At 70.5% G+C, this 15,768-nt stretch carries 13 protein-coding genes; 7 read left to right on the top strand and 6 right to left on the bottom strand.

Annotation, left to right across the window (positions count from 1 at the left end):
- Positions 1-99: 99 nt before the first annotated feature.
- Entirely contained in the window at positions 100-645 is a 546-nt protein-coding gene (locus tag QF035_RS08310; RefSeq protein WP_055617217.1) for a sigma-70 family RNA polymerase sigma factor, read from the bottom strand.
- Positions 646-930: 285 nt separating this feature from the next.
- Here QF035_RS08310 and QF035_RS08305 point away from each other — a divergent pair, with 285 nt between their 5' ends.
- Positions 931-2,112, top strand: a complete 1,182-nt coding sequence (locus QF035_RS08305) for a CapA family protein (protein WP_307519304.1) — start codon at positions 931-933, stop codon at positions 2,110-2,112.
- A gap of 99 nt (positions 2,113-2,211) precedes the next feature.
- On the opposite strand, the gene QF035_RS08300 is transcribed toward QF035_RS08305, so the two are convergent.
- Positions 2,212-2,673 carry a universal stress protein gene (locus tag QF035_RS08300; protein ID WP_200394483.1) on the bottom strand — a complete coding sequence of 154 codons (462 nt, stop codon included), beginning with the start codon at positions 2,671-2,673 and terminating at the stop codon, positions 2,212-2,214.
- 102 nt (positions 2,674-2,775) lie between these two features.
- Between QF035_RS08300 and lysX the strand changes: the two genes are divergently transcribed.
- Together lysX and QF035_RS08290 are read left to right on the top strand one after the other, a co-directional pair.
- Positions 2,776-6,063 (top strand): bifunctional lysylphosphatidylglycerol synthetase/lysine--tRNA ligase LysX, encoded by a 3,288-nt coding sequence (gene lysX, locus QF035_RS08295; protein ID WP_307519302.1) that lies wholly within the window; start codon positions 2,776-2,778, stop codon positions 6,061-6,063.
- 101 nt (positions 6,064-6,164) lie between these two features.
- Entirely contained in the window at positions 6,165-7,013 is an 849-nt protein-coding gene (locus tag QF035_RS08290) for a polysaccharide deacetylase family protein (protein ID WP_307519301.1), read from the top strand.
- Between the two features lie 107 nt (positions 7,014-7,120).
- Here the strand turns inward: QF035_RS08290 and QF035_RS08285 are convergent, their stop codons facing one another.
- Positions 7,121-7,786: a class F sortase gene (locus QF035_RS08285; protein WP_307530968.1), complete on the bottom strand. Its 666-nt coding sequence runs from the start codon at positions 7,784-7,786 to the stop codon at positions 7,121-7,123.
- 332 nt (positions 7,787-8,118) lie between these two features.
- Here QF035_RS08285 and QF035_RS08280 point away from each other — a divergent pair, with 332 nt between their 5' ends.
- Positions 8,119-8,607, top strand: coding sequence for a hypothetical protein (locus QF035_RS08280; protein ID WP_307519300.1), 489 nt, complete (start codon positions 8,119-8,121; stop codon positions 8,605-8,607).
- A gap of 70 nt (positions 8,608-8,677) precedes the next feature.
- Here the strand turns inward: QF035_RS08280 and QF035_RS08275 are convergent, their stop codons facing one another.
- The 3 genes from QF035_RS08275 to QF035_RS08265 all read right to left on the bottom strand — a co-directional run bounded on the left by QF035_RS08275 (position 8,678) and on the right by QF035_RS08265 (position 10,812).
- On the bottom strand, positions 8,678-9,199 hold the full coding sequence (locus tag QF035_RS08275) for a hypothetical protein (RefSeq protein WP_307519299.1): 522 nt from the start codon (positions 9,197-9,199) through the stop codon (positions 8,678-8,680).
- A 223-nt stretch (positions 9,200-9,422) separates the two neighbouring features.
- Positions 9,423-10,187: a bestrophin-like domain gene (locus QF035_RS08270; RefSeq protein WP_307519298.1), complete on the bottom strand. Its 765-nt coding sequence runs from the start codon at positions 10,185-10,187 to the stop codon at positions 9,423-9,425.
- Between the two features lie 16 nt (positions 10,188-10,203).
- Positions 10,204-10,812: a hypothetical protein gene (locus tag QF035_RS08265; protein WP_307519297.1), complete on the bottom strand. Its 609-nt coding sequence runs from the start codon at positions 10,810-10,812 to the stop codon at positions 10,204-10,206.
- Positions 10,813-11,072: 260 nt separating this feature from the next.
- Between QF035_RS08265 and QF035_RS08260 the strand changes: the two genes are divergently transcribed.
- The 3 genes from QF035_RS08260 (at position 11,073) to QF035_RS08250 (ending at position 15,485) form a co-directional block, all read left to right on the top strand.
- Positions 11,073-12,071, top strand: coding sequence for an SCO0930 family lipoprotein (locus QF035_RS08260; protein WP_307519296.1), 999 nt, complete (start codon positions 11,073-11,075; stop codon positions 12,069-12,071).
- A 469-nt stretch (positions 12,072-12,540) separates the two neighbouring features.
- Positions 12,541-13,353: an SAM-dependent methyltransferase gene (locus tag QF035_RS08255; protein WP_307519295.1), complete on the top strand. Its 813-nt coding sequence runs from the start codon at positions 12,541-12,543 to the stop codon at positions 13,351-13,353.
- On the top strand, positions 13,350-15,485 hold the full coding sequence (locus QF035_RS08250; RefSeq protein ID WP_307519294.1) for a putative bifunctional diguanylate cyclase/phosphodiesterase: 2,136 nt from the start codon (positions 13,350-13,352) through the stop codon (positions 15,483-15,485). Before QF035_RS08255 ends, QF035_RS08250 begins: the two co-directional genes overlap by 4 nt.
- Positions 15,486-15,768: the final 283 nt, after the last annotated feature.

Here is a 15,768-nt window from a genome sequence, read left to right as displayed (position 1 = left end):
GACCCCGGGCCCCAGTCCGGAACACGGATGAAGACAGCTGATTGCTCAACCATGGTCCTCGGCAAGGCGCTTTACGGAGGCTTGACCTGGCCTCCGGTTTCACCGCAGGTCGGCCGCGTATCCCGGAAGAACCCGGCGCAGGGCGCGCAGCGCGTAGTACGCGCGAGATTTCACGGTACCGGGCGGAATCCCCAGGGCCTCGGCGGCCTCCGCCACACTCGCCCCCCGGAAATACACCTGCACCAGGACTTCACGGTGCTCCGGAGTGAGTGTCTTCACAGCCTCTCGCACATCGAGGGTCGCCACCGAGCGTTCCGCGTGATCGGCCGCGACCCGCGCGCTCTCCAGTACGGCGTCCCCGACCTCGGCGGGCCGCGCCTGACGGGCCCGCCGCGCGTCTATGGCCAGCCGCCGGCCCACCGTCAGCAGCCAGGGCCGTACGGACTCGAAGTCGTCGGCGCGCAGCGCCTCGGGATGCTGCCAGGCGCGTACGAACGTCTCCTGCACCAGATCCTCGGCACGCTGGCGGTCTCCGTCGGAGAGCCTCAGCATCAGGGCGAAGAGCGGTGCGCCGTGCTCCCGCTGCAATTCGGCCAGCTCGTGCTCGGCGGTCGTCCTGCTGGTCATGGTCGTGGCGGCCGTCATGGCCGTATGCCAGCGCAGGGCGACCCGCCGGGACAGGCCACGGACACGGCTCGTCGGCAGACGGTCGAACCCGTCGACGAACGGTACGACGAACGGTCAACCGGGACGGAAGGCTCCGCCTCCGCATCTCGGTTCGCCCCAATGGCCCCGTCCTGGAACCCCGTTCGGGGCAGTGGCAGTGGCGCCTTCTTGCCTCCCGTCGGACTCTTATCTGGACACATATGGGTTCGTACTCAAATACGACCGCATTGAGTGGTATTGAGCCGCATGGGAGCGAGGCCGAGAATGGCGAGGACACCACGCACCCGACAGGCGGCAACGGTCCTCGCGGTCCTGTGCTGCGCCGCGGTTGTCGCGAGCTGTCAAGGTCAGGACGGGCCGAAACGCCGGGGGAGCCCGGTCGGGGGCGGAGCGTCGGCGCAGGGCTTCACACTCGTCGCCTCCGGTGACGTCCTCCCGCACAGCTCGATCATCGACAGGGCGAAGGCCGACGCGGGCGGTTACGGCTACGACTTCCGCCCCATGCTGTCGGGGGTCAAACCCGTCGTGGCCCGCGCCGACCTGGCGATCTGTCATATGGAGACGGTGTACGGAGCGGACGGCGACTACACCGGCTACCCCACCTTCAAGTCCCCGCCGCAGGTGGCGGAGGGCCTCGCCGCGACCGGCTACGACGCCTGCTCGACCGCCTCCAACCACACCCTCGACGACGGCGCCGCCGGTATCCACCGCACCCTCGACGCGCTCGACCGGGCCGGGGTGCGGCACGCCGGGTCCGCCCGCAGCGCCGCCGAGGCGGGCGCGCCCACGATCATGCAGACGGGCACCGCCAAGGTCGCCCACCTCGCGTACACGTACGGCACGAACGGCTTCCCGCTCCCGGCCGGCGAACCCTGGGCCGTCAACCTCATCGACTCCGACCGGATCGTCACGGACGCCCGGGCCGCCCGGAAGGCCGGTGCCGACGTCGTGGTCGTGTCCCTGCACTGGGGCACCGAATGGCAGGACGAGCCGGACGACCAGCAGCTGGACCTGAGCAAGCGGCTCACCGGGGCCCGCACGGACGGCCGCCCCGACATCGACCTGATCCTCGGCACCCACGCCCACGTGCCCCAGGCGTACGAGAAGGTCAACGGAACCTGGGTGATCTACGGGATGGGCGACCAGATCGCGGGCAGGATGACCAACCACAGCGGCGCCCAGGACCCCCGCGGCAACGAGAGCACGATCGGCCGCTTCACCTTCGCCCCGCCGGAGAGGTCCGGCGACCGCTGGCGGGTCGAGAAGGCCGAATTCGTACCCCAGTGGTTCGACGTCGACTCGGGCCGCGTGGTCGATCTCAACAGCGCGATCGGCCAAGGAGCCGACGTGACCGCTGTACGCGACCGGATCCGCCGCGTCGTCCTCAGCCGGGGCGCGGCCGCCGACGGCCTCGTCATGGGGAAGCCGGCGAAGCAGATGAAGTAGCGGGGCGCGTTGAAGCGCCTCGCGGGCGTGAACGCCTGGGGAGCGCCGTCCGTACCCCCGGCGCCCGCACCGACGGCACCGCCCGCACTGCTCGGCGCTCTACGGCACCACAGTCACCGGCCACCGCCCCGCCTTCACCAGGCGGATCGCGACGGAACCGACGATCCGGTGGCCCGCCTGCTCGGAGGCGCCCACGACGACGGCGTCCGCCTTGAGCTGGTCCGCCGCCGAGACGAGTCCGTTGTACGGGTCGCCGCGGAAGGTGTGGAACTCCCAGCGCACATCGAATATGCCCTTGACCTGCTCGGTCGCGTCCCGGATCTCCCGCACCAGCTCCTCGGCGATCTGGTCGGTCGTCTCGGCGACCGGAACCCCGAGCGCGGCGCCGGCCGCCATCACCGGCTGGATGTAGACCAGGGCGAGCAGCGCCCGCTGGCGCCGGGCCAGCCCCGCGGCGTAGGCGGCGGCGCGCAGGGACGAGTCGGAGCCGTCCACGCCGACCACGATGACCTTGGGCCCGTCGGTGCCCCGTTCGAACTGGTGGGGGTGCTGTTCCGTCACGGCGCAGAGGCTATCGGAACGGGTGGCTCCCACGGTCGCCCGGGACCGCGCACGGCCGCGCTCGACAGGCGGCCGGGCCCCGCTCTTCCTACAGTCGAGAGCATGAGTGCCGGCGTCCGGGCGGAAGCCCCGAGGGACCCGAAGGACACGACAGGGCCGATACGCCCGTCGCGGGACGGTCTCCTCAGCAAGGTGCCCGAGGGATTCGCGGTCTTCTTCGCCGCCCTCGGCCTGCTCTGTCTGGTGCTGGCCTTCATCCCGCCGCTGCGCCGGCTGCTGCGCCCGGTCGTCCACGTGCTGAACCTGGTCGTGGTCCCGGTCAGCGCGAACCTCGCGTACGCCGTCTTCCTGTTCCTCCTCGCCGCCGCCATCGCGGCCCGCAAGAAGATCGCCTGGTGGCTGGTCGTCGTCTATCTCGGACTGCTGGTCCTCGTCGACGTGCTGGGCACCGCGATGGGCCAGTACGCCGACTCCGTCCCCTCGCTCGTGGTCTGCGCCCTGGCCCTGGGCCTGCTGATCGTGGCCCGCCGGGAGTTCTACGCGGACTCGCGCAGAGCCGCGGTGCGCCGCGCCCTCGGCGTGCTGCTCGCCGGGCTGGCCGTGGCGATCCTCGTCGGCTGGGGCCTCGTCGAACTCTTCCCCGGCACACTGCCGCGCGGCCAGCGGCTGCTGTGGGCCGCCGACCGGGTCTGCGGCGGACTGATCTCGGGCGGCGCCTTCGACGGGCGGCCACCCCGCCCGCTGTTCTTCTTCCTCGGCCTGTTCGGTGCGCTCGCCCTGCTGAACGCGGCGTCCACCCTCTTCCGCTCCCAGCGTATGGAGGCGGCCCTGCACGGCGACGAGGAGCGCCGCATCCGCGCCCTGCTGAAGGCGTACGGGGCGGACGACTCGCTCGGCTACTTCGCCACCCGTCGCGACAAGGCCGTCGTCTTCTCACCCAGCGGCAAGGCCGCCGTCACCTACCGTGTCGAAGCCGGGGTGTGCCTCGCCAGCGGAGACCCCGTCGGCGACCGCGAGGCCTGGCAGCACGCCATCGGCGCCTGGCTCGACGTGGCCCGCCGCTACGCCTGGGCCCCCGCCGTCATGGGCGCCTCCGAGGAGGGCGCGAAGGCGTACGCACGCTCAGGGCTCGGAGCTCTGCAGCTCGGCGACGAGGCGATCCTGCACGTCGCCGGCTTCGACCTCGACGGCCGCGACATGCGGGTGGCCCGACAGGCGGTGGGCCGCGTCCGCCGCACCGGCGCCACCTGCCGCGTACGCAGACACTCCACCCTCACCGACGAGGAGATGGAGGAGATTGTCGACAGGGCGGACGCCTGGCGGGACACCGAGACCGAGCGCGGCTTCTCCATGGCCCTGGACCGGCTCGGCGACCCCGAGGACGGCGACTGCCTCCTCGTCGAGGCGATCGACTCCGACGGCAGACTGCTCGCGCTGCTGTCCCTCGTGCCCTGGGGCCGCGACGGCGTCTCGCTCGACCTGATGCGCCGGGACCGCAGCGCACCCAACGGCGTCATGGAGTTCATGGTCGCCGAGCTGTGCGCGGTCGCCGGAAAGCTCGGCGTGCGCAGGATCTCGCTCAACTTCGCCGTGTTCCGCTCGGTCTTCGAGGAGGGCGCCCGCATCGGCGCCGGACCGGTCCTCAGACTCTGGCGCCGCCTGCTGCTGTTCTTCTCCAAGTGGTGGCAGCTGGAGGCCCTCTACCGGTCCAACGCCAAGTACCACCCCGAGTGGTATCCGCGCTTCATCTGTTACGGAGACACCGCGGCCCTCGCCCGGATCGGACTGGCCTCGGGCATCGCGGAGGGCTTCGTCTCCGTACCGTCGCTGCGCACGCTCCGGGGCCGGGGGCACGCGAAGGGCGGGCCGAAACCGGCGAGCACCGAGGGCCTGCCGTCGCTGTCGGCGCTCGGCCTCGACGGTGGGGACGAGGCCGAGGCCGCCGATCCGACGTCCGGCCTGCCCGAACAGGTCCGCATCCGGCACCGCACACTCGACCGGCTCCGCGAAGAGGGCATCGACCCCTACCCGGTCGGCATCCCGCCCCGCACCCACACCCTCGCCGAGGTCCGCGAGGGGCAGCACGTGACGGTCGCGGGCCGCGTCATGCTCGTACGCGACTTCGGCGGCATCGTCTTCGCCGTCCTGCGCGACTGGTCCGGCGACTTCCAGCTCGCCCTCACCCGGAAGGACACGGGCCCCGGCCTCGACCGGTTCCGAGAGGACGTCGACATCGGCGACCACGTCAGCGTCACCGGTCTGACCGGTGTCAGCGACAAGGGGCAGCCCACGGTCTTCGTCACCTCCTGGCAGCTCATCGGCAAGTGCCTGCGCCCCCTGCCGGACAAGCGGCGCGGCCTCGCCGACCCCGAGGCCAAGGTCCGCCGCCGCTATCTCGACCTGGTCGCGAGCCCGGACACACGGGACGTCGTACGAGCCAGGTCCACCGCCGTCCAGGCCCTGCGCCAGGGCCTTCTGGAACGCGGCTATCTGGAGGTCGAGACGCCGATGCTCCAGCAGATCCACGGCGGCGCCAACGCCCGGCCCTTCCACACCCACATCAACGCCTACGACCTCGACCTCTATCTGCGGATCGCCCCCGAGCTGTATCTGAAGCGGCTGTGCGTCGGCGGCATGGAGAAGGTCTTCGAGATGGGCCGCACCTTCCGCAACGAGGGCGTCTCCTACAAGCACAACCCCGAGTTCACGATGCTGGAGGCCTACCAGGCCTTCGCCGACTACGACGTGATGCTCGACCTCACCCGCGAACTGATCCAGGGCGCGGCGACCGCCGCCTTCGGTTCGCCGGTCGCCCGCAAGGACGGCACCGAGCACGACATCTCGGGACCCTGGCCCGTCAGGACGGTCTACGGGGCGATCTCCGAGGCGCTGGGGGAGGAGATCGACGCCGACACGCCCCTGGAGTCCCTGCACCGGCTGTGCGACCGGGCGGGCGTCCCGTACACCGCCGAGCACGGCCGTGGCGATGTCGTCCTCGAAATGTACGAACGCCTGGTCGAGGAGAAGACCGAGCTGCCGACCTTCTACAAGGACTTCCCGACCGACGTCTCCCCGCTTACCCGCCAGCACCGATTGGACCCTCGGCTCGCCGAGCGCTGGGACCTCGTGGCCTTCGGCACCGAGCTGGGGACCGCCTACTCCGAGCTGACCGACCCCGTCGAACAGCGCCGGCGTCTCACCGCGCAGTCGCTGCTCGCCGCCGGGGGAGACCCGGAGGCGATGGAGCTGGACGAGGACTTCCTCGACGCCCTGGAGTACGCCATGCCGCCCACCGGAGGGCTCGGCATCGGCGTCGACCGGCTCGTCATGTTCCTCACCGGGCTCACCATCCGCGAGACGCTGCCCTTCCCGCTCGTACGCCGCCGCTGAGCCGCTCCCGACGCCCGGGAACTGCTCTCAACGGGTGCTTTCGTGCGTCCGCACCGGTGGACATGTGCTGCGGCACACGTCGGTCGGGCGACTGATTACTCATGAATAAGGATCAGTTCCTCTCGCGGCGCCGGGCGTTGTTCGCCGGCGCCGCCGTGCTGGGAGCGGTGGGCGCGGCCGGCACGGTACAGGTGCTCACCGCCGACCCGGGCTCCCCGGTCCGGTCCTCCGCCGCTCCCGCCGCCGGCGCCCAGGCGAAGCGCGCGGCCCTGAGACCCTCCGCCTACCGTCTTCAGCCCATCGCCGGATACGGGCCGGTCCGCGGCACGGCCGCGCGGACCCTCGTACGGCACCAGCCGTTCCTGCGTATGTCGGGGCGCGGCAAGACCATGGTCCTGACCTTCGACGACGGGCCCGACCCCCGCTATACCCCTCAGGTCCTGCGCACGCTCAAGGCCCACAAGGTGCGCGCCATGTTCTTCGTGTGCGGGGAGATGGCCGCCGGCCACAAGGACCTGCTGCGCCGGATGGCCGACGAGGGACACGTGGTGGGCAACCACACCTGGTCCCACCCCCTGCTGACCCGGCTGACCAGGGCCGAGATCCGCTCCCAGATGGAGCGCACCTGCGATGTCATCGAGGAGGGAACCGGGGAGCGGCCCGGCTGGTTCCGCGCGCCGTACGGGGCCTGGAACCGGGCCGCCTTCCAGATCGGCGCCGAACTCGGCATGGAACCGCTCGCCTGGACCGTCGACACCCTCGACTGGACCTCGCCGGGTGCCGACGCGATCGAGGGCCGGGTCATCAAGGGCGCGGCCCCGGGCGTCGTGGTCCTCGGACACGACGCGGGCGGGGACCGCACGCAGAGTGTGACGGCGCTGCGCGACTATCTGCCCCGGCTGCTGGACTCGGGCTATCACATCATCGTGCCCCGGCGGCATTCCACATAGATGCCGGCACATAGATGTCGGCAGTCCACATAGAGCCGCGGAGTTCCACGGAACCGAAAGGGTTCCGTGGAACTCCGCGGGTTTTCGCCCGCCCGGCCGGGGAACGCTCAGCGAACCTCGATCAGGCGGGCGAACACGACGACGTTCCCGTCGTAGCCGTTCTGCTTGGAGAAACCGCCCCCGCAGGTGATGACGCGAATTTCGGGGGTTCCGGTGTTCCCGTAGACACGGTCTCCGGGGAAGTTGTTCTTCTCGAAGACCTCGATGCCGTAGATCTCGAACACGGCGGTCTTTCCGTCCTTGCGCAGGACCTCCACGCGATGTCCCTTTTTCAGGGCCCCGAGTCCGTAGAAGACGGCGGGGCCCTGCCGGTTGTCGACGTGGCCGACCATGATGGCCGTGCCCTTCTCGCCGGGCGAGACCGCGCCCGAGAACCAGCCCGCGAGGTTCGGGTCCTCCGGCGGTGGCGCGTCCACCCAGCCCTCCATGTCGAGGCCCACGGGTGTGGCGGGGGCGTCGACCCGGATCGCCGGGATCCTGATGCGGTCGACCACGGAGAACGTCAGGGGGGCCGGAGTGCCCGTGCGGGTCGTGTCGCCGGTGACGTGGTTGTCCGCGGCGGCGGCCGTCGCGGGTTGCGGGGGCCCGACGTCGAACTCTCCCGAACCATTCCGGACGAGAGCGAGGCCGGTCAGCAGGACAAGCGCTATCACGCCCCAAGGAGCGCGCTTCTTGGGGCGCTCCTCCTCTTCCGCCAGCTCGGACACGGACATTCGCAATCCCCTCTCGACGTGGCCGTCGCCACGTCCGTCGCGCATACGAGAACGCTAAGCGCAGCGCGCGCACAGGGCGACGGGAGAAGCGCGAACGGGTGGCGGAGTGTGTCGCCGTGCGCCATCCGAGTTGCCGTCGCCAGGAAATTTCTGACGGTCCGTGACCTGCGGCGATATCCGATTGTGTTCCTTTCCGTCGGCGTGTCCTCTCACCGGTACGGAGCATTCTCGAAATGCGGCCCTGTGCACGGCAACTGAGGGTCTGTCTGGGAGGCGTTTTCTCGCCGATCGACTCGGGGACGGTTCCCGGGGCGCCTTCCGCGGAGGATCACATGCGTACCAATCGTGCCCTGGCGGTCTCTGCGGCGGCGTTCGCCGCCCTCGGACTCGCCGCTCCCACGGCCGCGGCCTGGGACAACCCGAGCAACATCACCGCGATGCCCAGCGTCATCGCCCGCGGCGGCCAGCTGTCGGTCACCGTGGACGGCTGCCCGCACGGCGGCACCATGACGTCGACCGCCTTCCCGCAGTCCACTCTCACGTCGGTCAACGGCGGCGGCAACGAGACGGCGAAGGGGAGCGCCACGATCAACAGATCGGCCAACCCCGGTTCGTACGACATCACGGTCCACTGCAGCGGCAAGACCCTCACCAAGCCGCAGGCCTTCACCGTCATCGGCGGTGTGAAAGGCGGTCTCGGCGGCAGCAGCACCACCGGTGCCACACCGACCGACATCGCGATCGGCGGCGGCCTTGTCGGCCTCGCCCTCATCGGCGGCGGGGTGTTCTGGATGCGCCGCCGCTCCGAGAACAAGATCTGAGCCCGGACAGCCCTTCGCCCCGGAACCCTTCAGGGTCCGGTGCGAAGGGCTGTCCGGTGCGTGCGGTGCGTCAGCCGCCGTGCTCGCCGGTGCGCCGCCGCGACCAGTAGTACGCCGCGCCGACCGAGCCCGCGATGAGTGCGGCGCCGAGGCCGATCTCGCTCAGGTCGAAGCCACCCGCGCTGCCGCCGACGCCCGCCTTGACGCCCCGGTGGACGGGGGTGTGCGTCGGGTCGTCCGGGCGGCCGGTGGCGATGGTGAGGTCCGTGTGGCCGGACTCGTTGCCGCACTGGAAGGTCACCTCGTACACCGCGCCGGGCTTGGCGTCCCAGTCGACGGTGGCCGTGGCCGAGCCCTGTCCCTTGGGGATCGTCACCGTGTCGAAGACGCCCGAGGAGACCTTCGTGTCCGATTTGCACCCGTTGACCGACAGCGAGACGCGCCCGCCCGCGGCGATGGTCGTGGGCGAGACGTTGAAGCCGAACGAGGTGATGTTGCGCTCGCCGTCGTCCCGGGCGGCGGCGACGGGTGCGGTGAGGGTCAGGGCGGTCATGCCCAGCAGTGCGGCCGAAGCGACGCGTATCGCGCGCATGGTGAGTCCTCCGGGTCCCCGAGGCGCAGCCGCGGACCTTTTCCGCTGCGCCGTACATGCACCTCGATGATCGAAACGCTAGGAAGGTGCGGGCGCCGGCGCGATCGCTGTCGCGCGAATGGGGCAACCGTGTGGGCCGAACCGGGTATCGGATGCGTGCGGTCGGGGGACGGGCCCGGCGTGGCGTCCGTCCCCCGGTGACGTCGGCTCGTAAGGGTCCCCGTCACTCACCGGCCTTCGGGAAGAGCGTCAGGAACGGATCGGCGGTCGCCGTGATCCCGCGGCTGTAGGGAGCGTCGAAGTCCCAGATCAGGAAGAGCAGGAAGGCGATCAGAGCGGCGAACAGGCCCGCCAGGATCACCTCGCGCAGGGTGCGGCGGATCTGCAGCGCGAAGATCAGCCCGACGGTGACCACGGCTCCGGTGATCAGACCGAACCACACGACGCCCGGCATCGTCGGGGCTGTCGACTCCGCGCGGGCCGTGCGCGCGTTGTCCGCCGCGGTGACCTGGTCGAGGAGCGGCTGGTAGGCCTGGGCCTCGAAGTCCGTCCGCGGCTCGTAGTCGGTGACCTCGTTGCGGATCCTGGCCAGCAGTTTGGTCCCCCGGTCGGTGACCTTGCCGTCGTCGGCCATGGCCTTCCACTCGGTGGTGACGACGTGGCCGACATAGTCGTTGACGTCGTCCCGGATGCGGTCGCGCACGTCGGGCGGGTACACCCGGACGCGCTCGGAGATCTCGTGCAGCGCGTACGCCTCGTTCTGGACGTGATCCTGGGCGACGCCGCGCGCCTCCCAGACACCGGCGATGGCCAGGCCGAGCACGATGGCGTACACCACGCCGATCATCATCGTCATGTACTCGATCACGTCCGGAGTCTCGGACGGATCGTCGTCGTCGGCGGCGGTGTGGTGCCGCACGACGGTGACGATGAGGACGACGACACTGGCCGCCGCCATCGCGAGGGCGAGAACAAGCCATTCCGACAAAGGATTCCTCCAGGGGTCAGCGCGGGCGCAGCGCGGCGACGGCGAACACCGCGGGCGCGGTGATGAGCAGGGTGAGCGAGACCAGGGACGGGCCGCCGCGGGGCGGCGCCTTGCGCGGCCGAGTGCGGTACGGGGGATAACTCACCGGAGTCGGCGAGGGGCTGGGACGCACGGTGGGGGTCGGCGTCGGTGTCGGAGTGGGCTTCGGGGCCGGTACGGGAGCCGCCGGGCGCGGTACGACGGGCGCCGGCCGTGGTGGGGCGGGCGCGGGCGGCGGCACGGTCGGCGGGTCGGGGGCAGGCCGCGGTGGGGGAGGCGGCGGGTCGGGTGTCGGGGTGGGCGTCGGAGTCGGCTTGGGCGGGGACTTCGGCGGAGGGGACGGTTCCGGAGTCGGGCAGGGCGGTGTCGGTGTTGGCGTCGGTGTCGGTGTCGGCGTGGGGCAGGTCCCCGCGACGGCCACCGCCACCGTGCCGTTGCCGCCGGGCCCCGTGGCGGCGTACGCGCAGGAGTCGGCGGCCGCCGGAGCGGGCGCCCCACCGGCGATCCAGGTCAGAGCGAGCAGCATCAGCAGGCGTATGACGAGGGCGCATCCGGTCCGTGGCTGAGTTCGTAGTGGTCCAGGCACGACGGAGATCATCGGTCCCCACGCGCTCGCGCGCGCGAGAGTGGCCTCAGGTTGCCCCGAAGGAGGGACTAGGGGGCTCACGCGCTTGCCGTCACGCGCCCGAACAGGCCTCCCGCGCCCCACCGAAAGCAGGGCTCCCGGGCGTTACCAGAAAGAAATTTGTGCGCGCTTTGAACACTCACCGCACTCCCACCCGTACCTAGGGCCATACGCGGTGTGGATCAGCGCCGCAACACCTAAGCAGACAGCGGGAGTTACCAATGAAGACCTCCTGGCGGAGCGCCTCACTCGTAGCGTCAGCTGCGGCAGTGCTGGTGCTGACGACGGCGTGCGGTCAGGACAAGGCGGACACTTCGACCGGCAGCCAGAACGTGGGCGCGGCGCCCGCGGCCAATGGTTACGGTTCGGCGGGAGCCGCGGCCAGCCCGAGCACCGGGGCCGGTGCCGGCACGGCCGGTGCGGCCGCCGGTACCCAGACGCAGAGCGCCGGACAGCTTGCCGTGGCGGACACCGACAAGCTCGGTGAGGTTGTCACGGACAGCGCGGGCATGACGCTCTACCGCTTCGACAAGGACACTGCCGAGCCGCCGAAGTCGAACTGTGACGGCGACTGCGCCACTGCCTGGCCGCCGGTTCCGGCTTCGGGCGCCACCGCGCCGATCGGCGTCGACAAGACCCTGCTCGGCGAGGTCACCCGTACCGACGGTTCCAAGCAGCTGACCTACGAGGGCTGGCCGCTGTACCGGTTCGCGAAGGACACCAAGGCCGGTGACACCAAGGGCCAGGGTGTGGGCGGCACTTGGTACGCGACGGCCCCCGACGGCAAGAAGGCCTCGGGCGGCGGCGAGGCCGCGGCCGGCGGCAGCGCGGAAGCCGCGGACCTGCCGGGTCTGTCGACCCGTAACGACCCCGAGCTCGGTGAGGTCGTCGTCGACAAGAACGGCATGACGGTCTACCGGTTCGAGAAGGACGTCCCCTGGCCGATGAAGTCGAACTGCGTCGGCGAGTGCCTGGAGAAGTGGCCGGTCGTGGCGCCGGTCGACGCCGCCGACACCAAGGGCATCGACAACAAGAACGACGGTCGGCGCGGATACGTCGTCAACAACCGTCCGGACGGCCTGAAGCAGCAGAGCATCGACTGCTGGCCGCTCTACACCTTCGCGGGCGACAAGAAGCCCGGTGACACCAACGGCCAGGGCGTCGGCGGCACGTGGTACGCCATCTCCCCGGAGGGCAAGCCGCTCGGCAAGCCGAAGTAGTCCGGCCGAAGCAACCGCGACGCAGCCAAGCAGACGACCACTTCCCCAGGTTGGTCACCGAGACACACCGATCACGAAGCGCGGAGGGGAGGCGACGTTCGAAGCGCGGAAGGTTGTGAACGCACAGAGAACGTGAACGCACAGAGAAGGAGAGTGCCGAAAGTTCGGAAAACGTGTGCACAACCACCGGTTCGCCCCCTCCGCACCGCACGGAGGGGGCGAAGCGGCTTTTTCACATCCGGCCGGACCCGGTCGCGTGAACGGTTTTCCGGGGCTTCTTCGTAACGCTGCGCAGTTTTACCGGAACTCTTTGGAATGCTTCGGTGTGATTTCGTAAGGCGGTCAATTCGGCACGTGCCGGAGGCAGTGACCTGGAACGGACGGTCAATTTCCGTTTCCACTCGCTCCTTTGGCGGGCGATCAGTAGCCTCAGCTCGAACACCGGATCGCCTACGCCTTGGAGAGATAGATGGAGCGTCCCGCCTGGGCCCCGCGTGGCATCGACATCTCGGTGCCAAGCGTGAGCCGCGTCTACGACTACTACCTGGGCGGATCGCACAATTTCGAGGTCGACCGGGAAGCCGCGCGCCGGGCCATGGAGTTCATGCCGGGACTTCCCAAGATCATGCAGGCGAACCGCGCGTTCCTGCGCCGCGCCGTGCGCTTCGCGGCCGACGAGGGCATCTCCCAGTTCCTCGACATCGGTTCGGGCATCCCCACCTTCGGCAACGTCCACGAGGTGGCTCAGAGTGCCCGCCCCGGCGCACGTGTCATGTACGTCGACCACGACCCGGTCGCCGTCGCCCACAGCATGGCAGTCCTGGCCGGGAACGAGGACGCGGACGTGGTCGCCGCCGACCTCCGCAAACCCCAGGAGATCCTGGCGAGTCCTCAGGTTCAGCGCCTGATAGACCTGAATCAGCCAGTCGCACTCCTTCTCGTTGCCATACTTCACTTCGTGGAGGACGCGGACGACCCGTACGGGGCGGTGGCAGAGCTGAGGGACGCGCTTGCGCCCGGCAGCCTGTTCGTCGTCTCGCACGCCTCGTACGAGGGACTCCCGCTCTCCCAGGAGCGGGCCGAGGGCGCCGTCGACGTCTACAAGGACATCCGAAACCCGCTGATCATGCGCTCGCGCGAGGACGTCGCGCGGTTCTTCGAGGGGTACGACATGGTGGAACCCGGACTGGTGCCGATGGCGAAATGGCGGCCCGACTCGGCGTCCGAGGACGAGGATCCTTATTCCTACTCGGGTTTCGCGGGCGTGGGGCGCAAGGCGTGACCGCCGAGCCGGACGGGCCGGAGGACAGACTGCGCAGGTTCGCGACGATCTGGAGCCGGGCCGTGTTCCCGGCGACCGCGACGTCGCTGACCAGGCCGGAGTTCGAGCAGCGCCTGGTGCCGCTCGCCCGGCGGCTCAGCGAGGCGCTGCGGGCCAGGACGTTCGAGGCGGCCGAGGGCCAGGCCGTCGGTGCCGCGCTCATCGACGCGCACTGCACCGAACCCGAGGCACTCAGCCGCACACTCGACTGCGTCGACGCCTATCTGGTGCTCTACTGCGGCGGCGACGGGTCCCAGGAGGCCCTGCGCACCCGCTCGGCGCGCCTGCAGCACGCCATGGCCGCCGGGTTCGCGCACGCGCTGCGCGAACGGACGCTGGCCGAGCAGGAGTCCATAGCACGCGCCGCCCTCCAGGCCCAGGGCGTGGTGGCCGACGCACTGCACGCCACCGAGGCACGCTTCCGCGCGGTCTTCGAGGGCGCCGCGATAGGCATCGGCGTCGCCGACCTCGACGGCAACATCCTTCAGGTGAACAACGCCCTGCTGCGTATGTTCGGCGGCACCGAGCAGCTGATGCGCGGCCGCAACGTCACCGAGTGGACCCACCCCGAGGACGCCCCCCAGGTGTGGCGGCTCTACGAGGAGCTGGTGCGCGGCGACCGCGAGCACTACCACGTGGAGAAGGCCTTCTACCGGCCCGACGGAACGGTTCTGTGGACCAACCTCACCGTCTCCCTGCTGCGTGACGCGGACGGCCGGCCCCAGTTCCAGCTCGCCCTCATGGAGGACACCACCGAGCGGCGGCTGCTCAACCTGCGGCTGCGGTACGAGGCCACGCACGACGCGCTCACCGGACTGCCCAACCGGACGCTGTTCTTCGAGCGGCTCGACAAGGCGCTCGCGGCGGGCGACGGCATGCGCTTCGGTCTCTGCTACCTCGATCTCGACGGCTTCAAGACCATCAACGACAGCCTCGGGCACGCGGCCGGCGACCGGCTGCTCGTCGAGGTCGCCGACCGGTTGCAGTCCTGCGCGACCGCGCCCGGCGAGATGGTCGCCCGGCTCGGCGGCGACGAGTTCGTCGCCCTGACGACCGGGCCCGACACCGAGAGCGAGGTCGACGCGCTCGCCGACCGCATCATGAACGCCCTGATCACACCGGTGCGCATCGACGGCAGGGAACTGACCGTCCGGGGCAGCATCGGCATCGTCGAGGGCCCGGCGGGCGAGCGCGGCCCGGCCGAGGTGCTGCGCAGCGCCGACATCACGATGTACCGCGCCAAGTCGGCGGGCGGCAACCGATACGAGCTCGCCGACCCCGAGGCCGATGCCCGTGCCATCACCCGGCACGGGCTCACCACGGCGCTGCCCGCGGCCCTGGACCGGAACGAGTTCTTCATCGAGTACCAGCCGCTCGTCCGCCTCGGCGACGGCAGTGTGCGCGGCGCCGAGGCGCTCGTGCGCTGGCTGCATCCGCAGCACGGCGTGCTCGGACCCGACCGGTTCATCCCGCTCGCCGAGCACACCGGCCTGATCGTGCCGCTCGGCCGCTGGGTGCTTGAGCAGTCGGTCCGCCAGGCCCGCGAGTGGCAGGAACGTCACGCCGACGCGGGGCCGCTGCGCATCAACGTGAACCTCTCGCCCTGCCAGCTGACCCATCCCGGTCTGGTCGCCGACACCGTCGACATTCTGGAGCGCATCGGGCTCGACCCGTCCTCGCTCTGCCTGGAGGTCACCGAGTCCGCCCTGATCGGCGCCGACGACGACCTGCTCAAGCCGCTGCGCCGGCTCGCCGAGATGGGCGTCGACATCGCCCTCGACGACTTCGGCACGGGCTATTCGAACCTCGCCAACCTGCGTCGTCTCCCGGTGAGCATCCTCAAGCTGGACCGTTCCTTCACCCAGGGCATGCAGCAGTTCCCCGCCGATCCCGTCGACCTCAAGATCGTCGAAGGGATCGTTACTCTGGCCCACAGCCTGGACCTCGCGGTCACGGTCGAGGGCGTCGAAACAGCGGCCCAGGCCGAACAACTCCGCATACTGGGCTGCGACACGGCCCAGGGCTGGTACTACGCCCGCCCGGGACCCCCGGACCGCCTCCACGAGCTGGCGCTGGTGGACGCGACGGGTTGAGCGCGGAGCGCTCCGCGGGGCCGCCGTTTTGGTGGAGCGCCGTTTTTGGGTGCGGCTCCGTTCTGGCTGGTCGCGCAGTTCCCCGCGCCCCTAAAGGCGAAAAGCCAGGGGCGCAGCCCCGCTTTCAGGGGCGCGGGGAACTGCGCGCTCAGCCACGATGCACCCGCACCCAAGGCGCCACGCCGACCCCCACCCACCCAGGGGCGCGGGGAACTGCGCGCTCAGCCACAATGAACGCGCACCCAAAAACGGCGCTCCACCAAAACGGCGGTCCCGGGCACGG

Source organism: Streptomyces umbrinus, assembly GCF_030817415.1.
Taxonomy (GTDB): Bacteria; Actinomycetota; Actinomycetes; order Streptomycetales; family Streptomycetaceae; genus Streptomyces; species Streptomyces umbrinus_A.
Note: the sequence above shows the minus strand (reverse complement) of the source record. Positions and strands in the feature narration are given on the sequence as shown.

Bases quoted from the DNA above. Each gene is read 5' to 3' on its own strand.
- QF035_RS08310 (WP_055617217.1), bottom strand. From the start codon at position 645: ATGACGGCCGCCACGACCATGACCAGCAGGACGACCGCCGAGCACGAG.
- QF035_RS08305 (WP_307519304.1), top strand. From the start codon at position 931: ATGGCGAGGACACCACGCACCCGACAGGCGGCAACGGTCCTCGCGGTC.
- lysX (WP_307519302.1), top strand. From the start codon at position 2,776: ATGAGTGCCGGCGTCCGGGCGGAAGCCCCGAGGGACCCGAAGGACACG.
- QF035_RS08290 (WP_307519301.1), top strand. From the start codon at position 6,165: ATGAATAAGGATCAGTTCCTCTCGCGGCGCCGGGCGTTGTTCGCCGGC.
- QF035_RS08285 (WP_307530968.1), bottom strand. From the start codon at position 7,786: ATGTCCGTGTCCGAGCTGGCGGAAGAGGAGGAGCGCCCCAAGAAGCGC.
- QF035_RS08280 (WP_307519300.1), top strand. From the start codon at position 8,119: ATGCGTACCAATCGTGCCCTGGCGGTCTCTGCGGCGGCGTTCGCCGCC.
- QF035_RS08275 (WP_307519299.1), bottom strand. From the start codon at position 9,199: ATGCGCGCGATACGCGTCGCTTCGGCCGCACTGCTGGGCATGACCGCC.
- QF035_RS08260 (WP_307519296.1), top strand. From the start codon at position 11,073: ATGAAGACCTCCTGGCGGAGCGCCTCACTCGTAGCGTCAGCTGCGGCA.
- QF035_RS08255 (WP_307519295.1), top strand. From the start codon at position 12,541: ATGGAGCGTCCCGCCTGGGCCCCGCGTGGCATCGACATCTCGGTGCCA.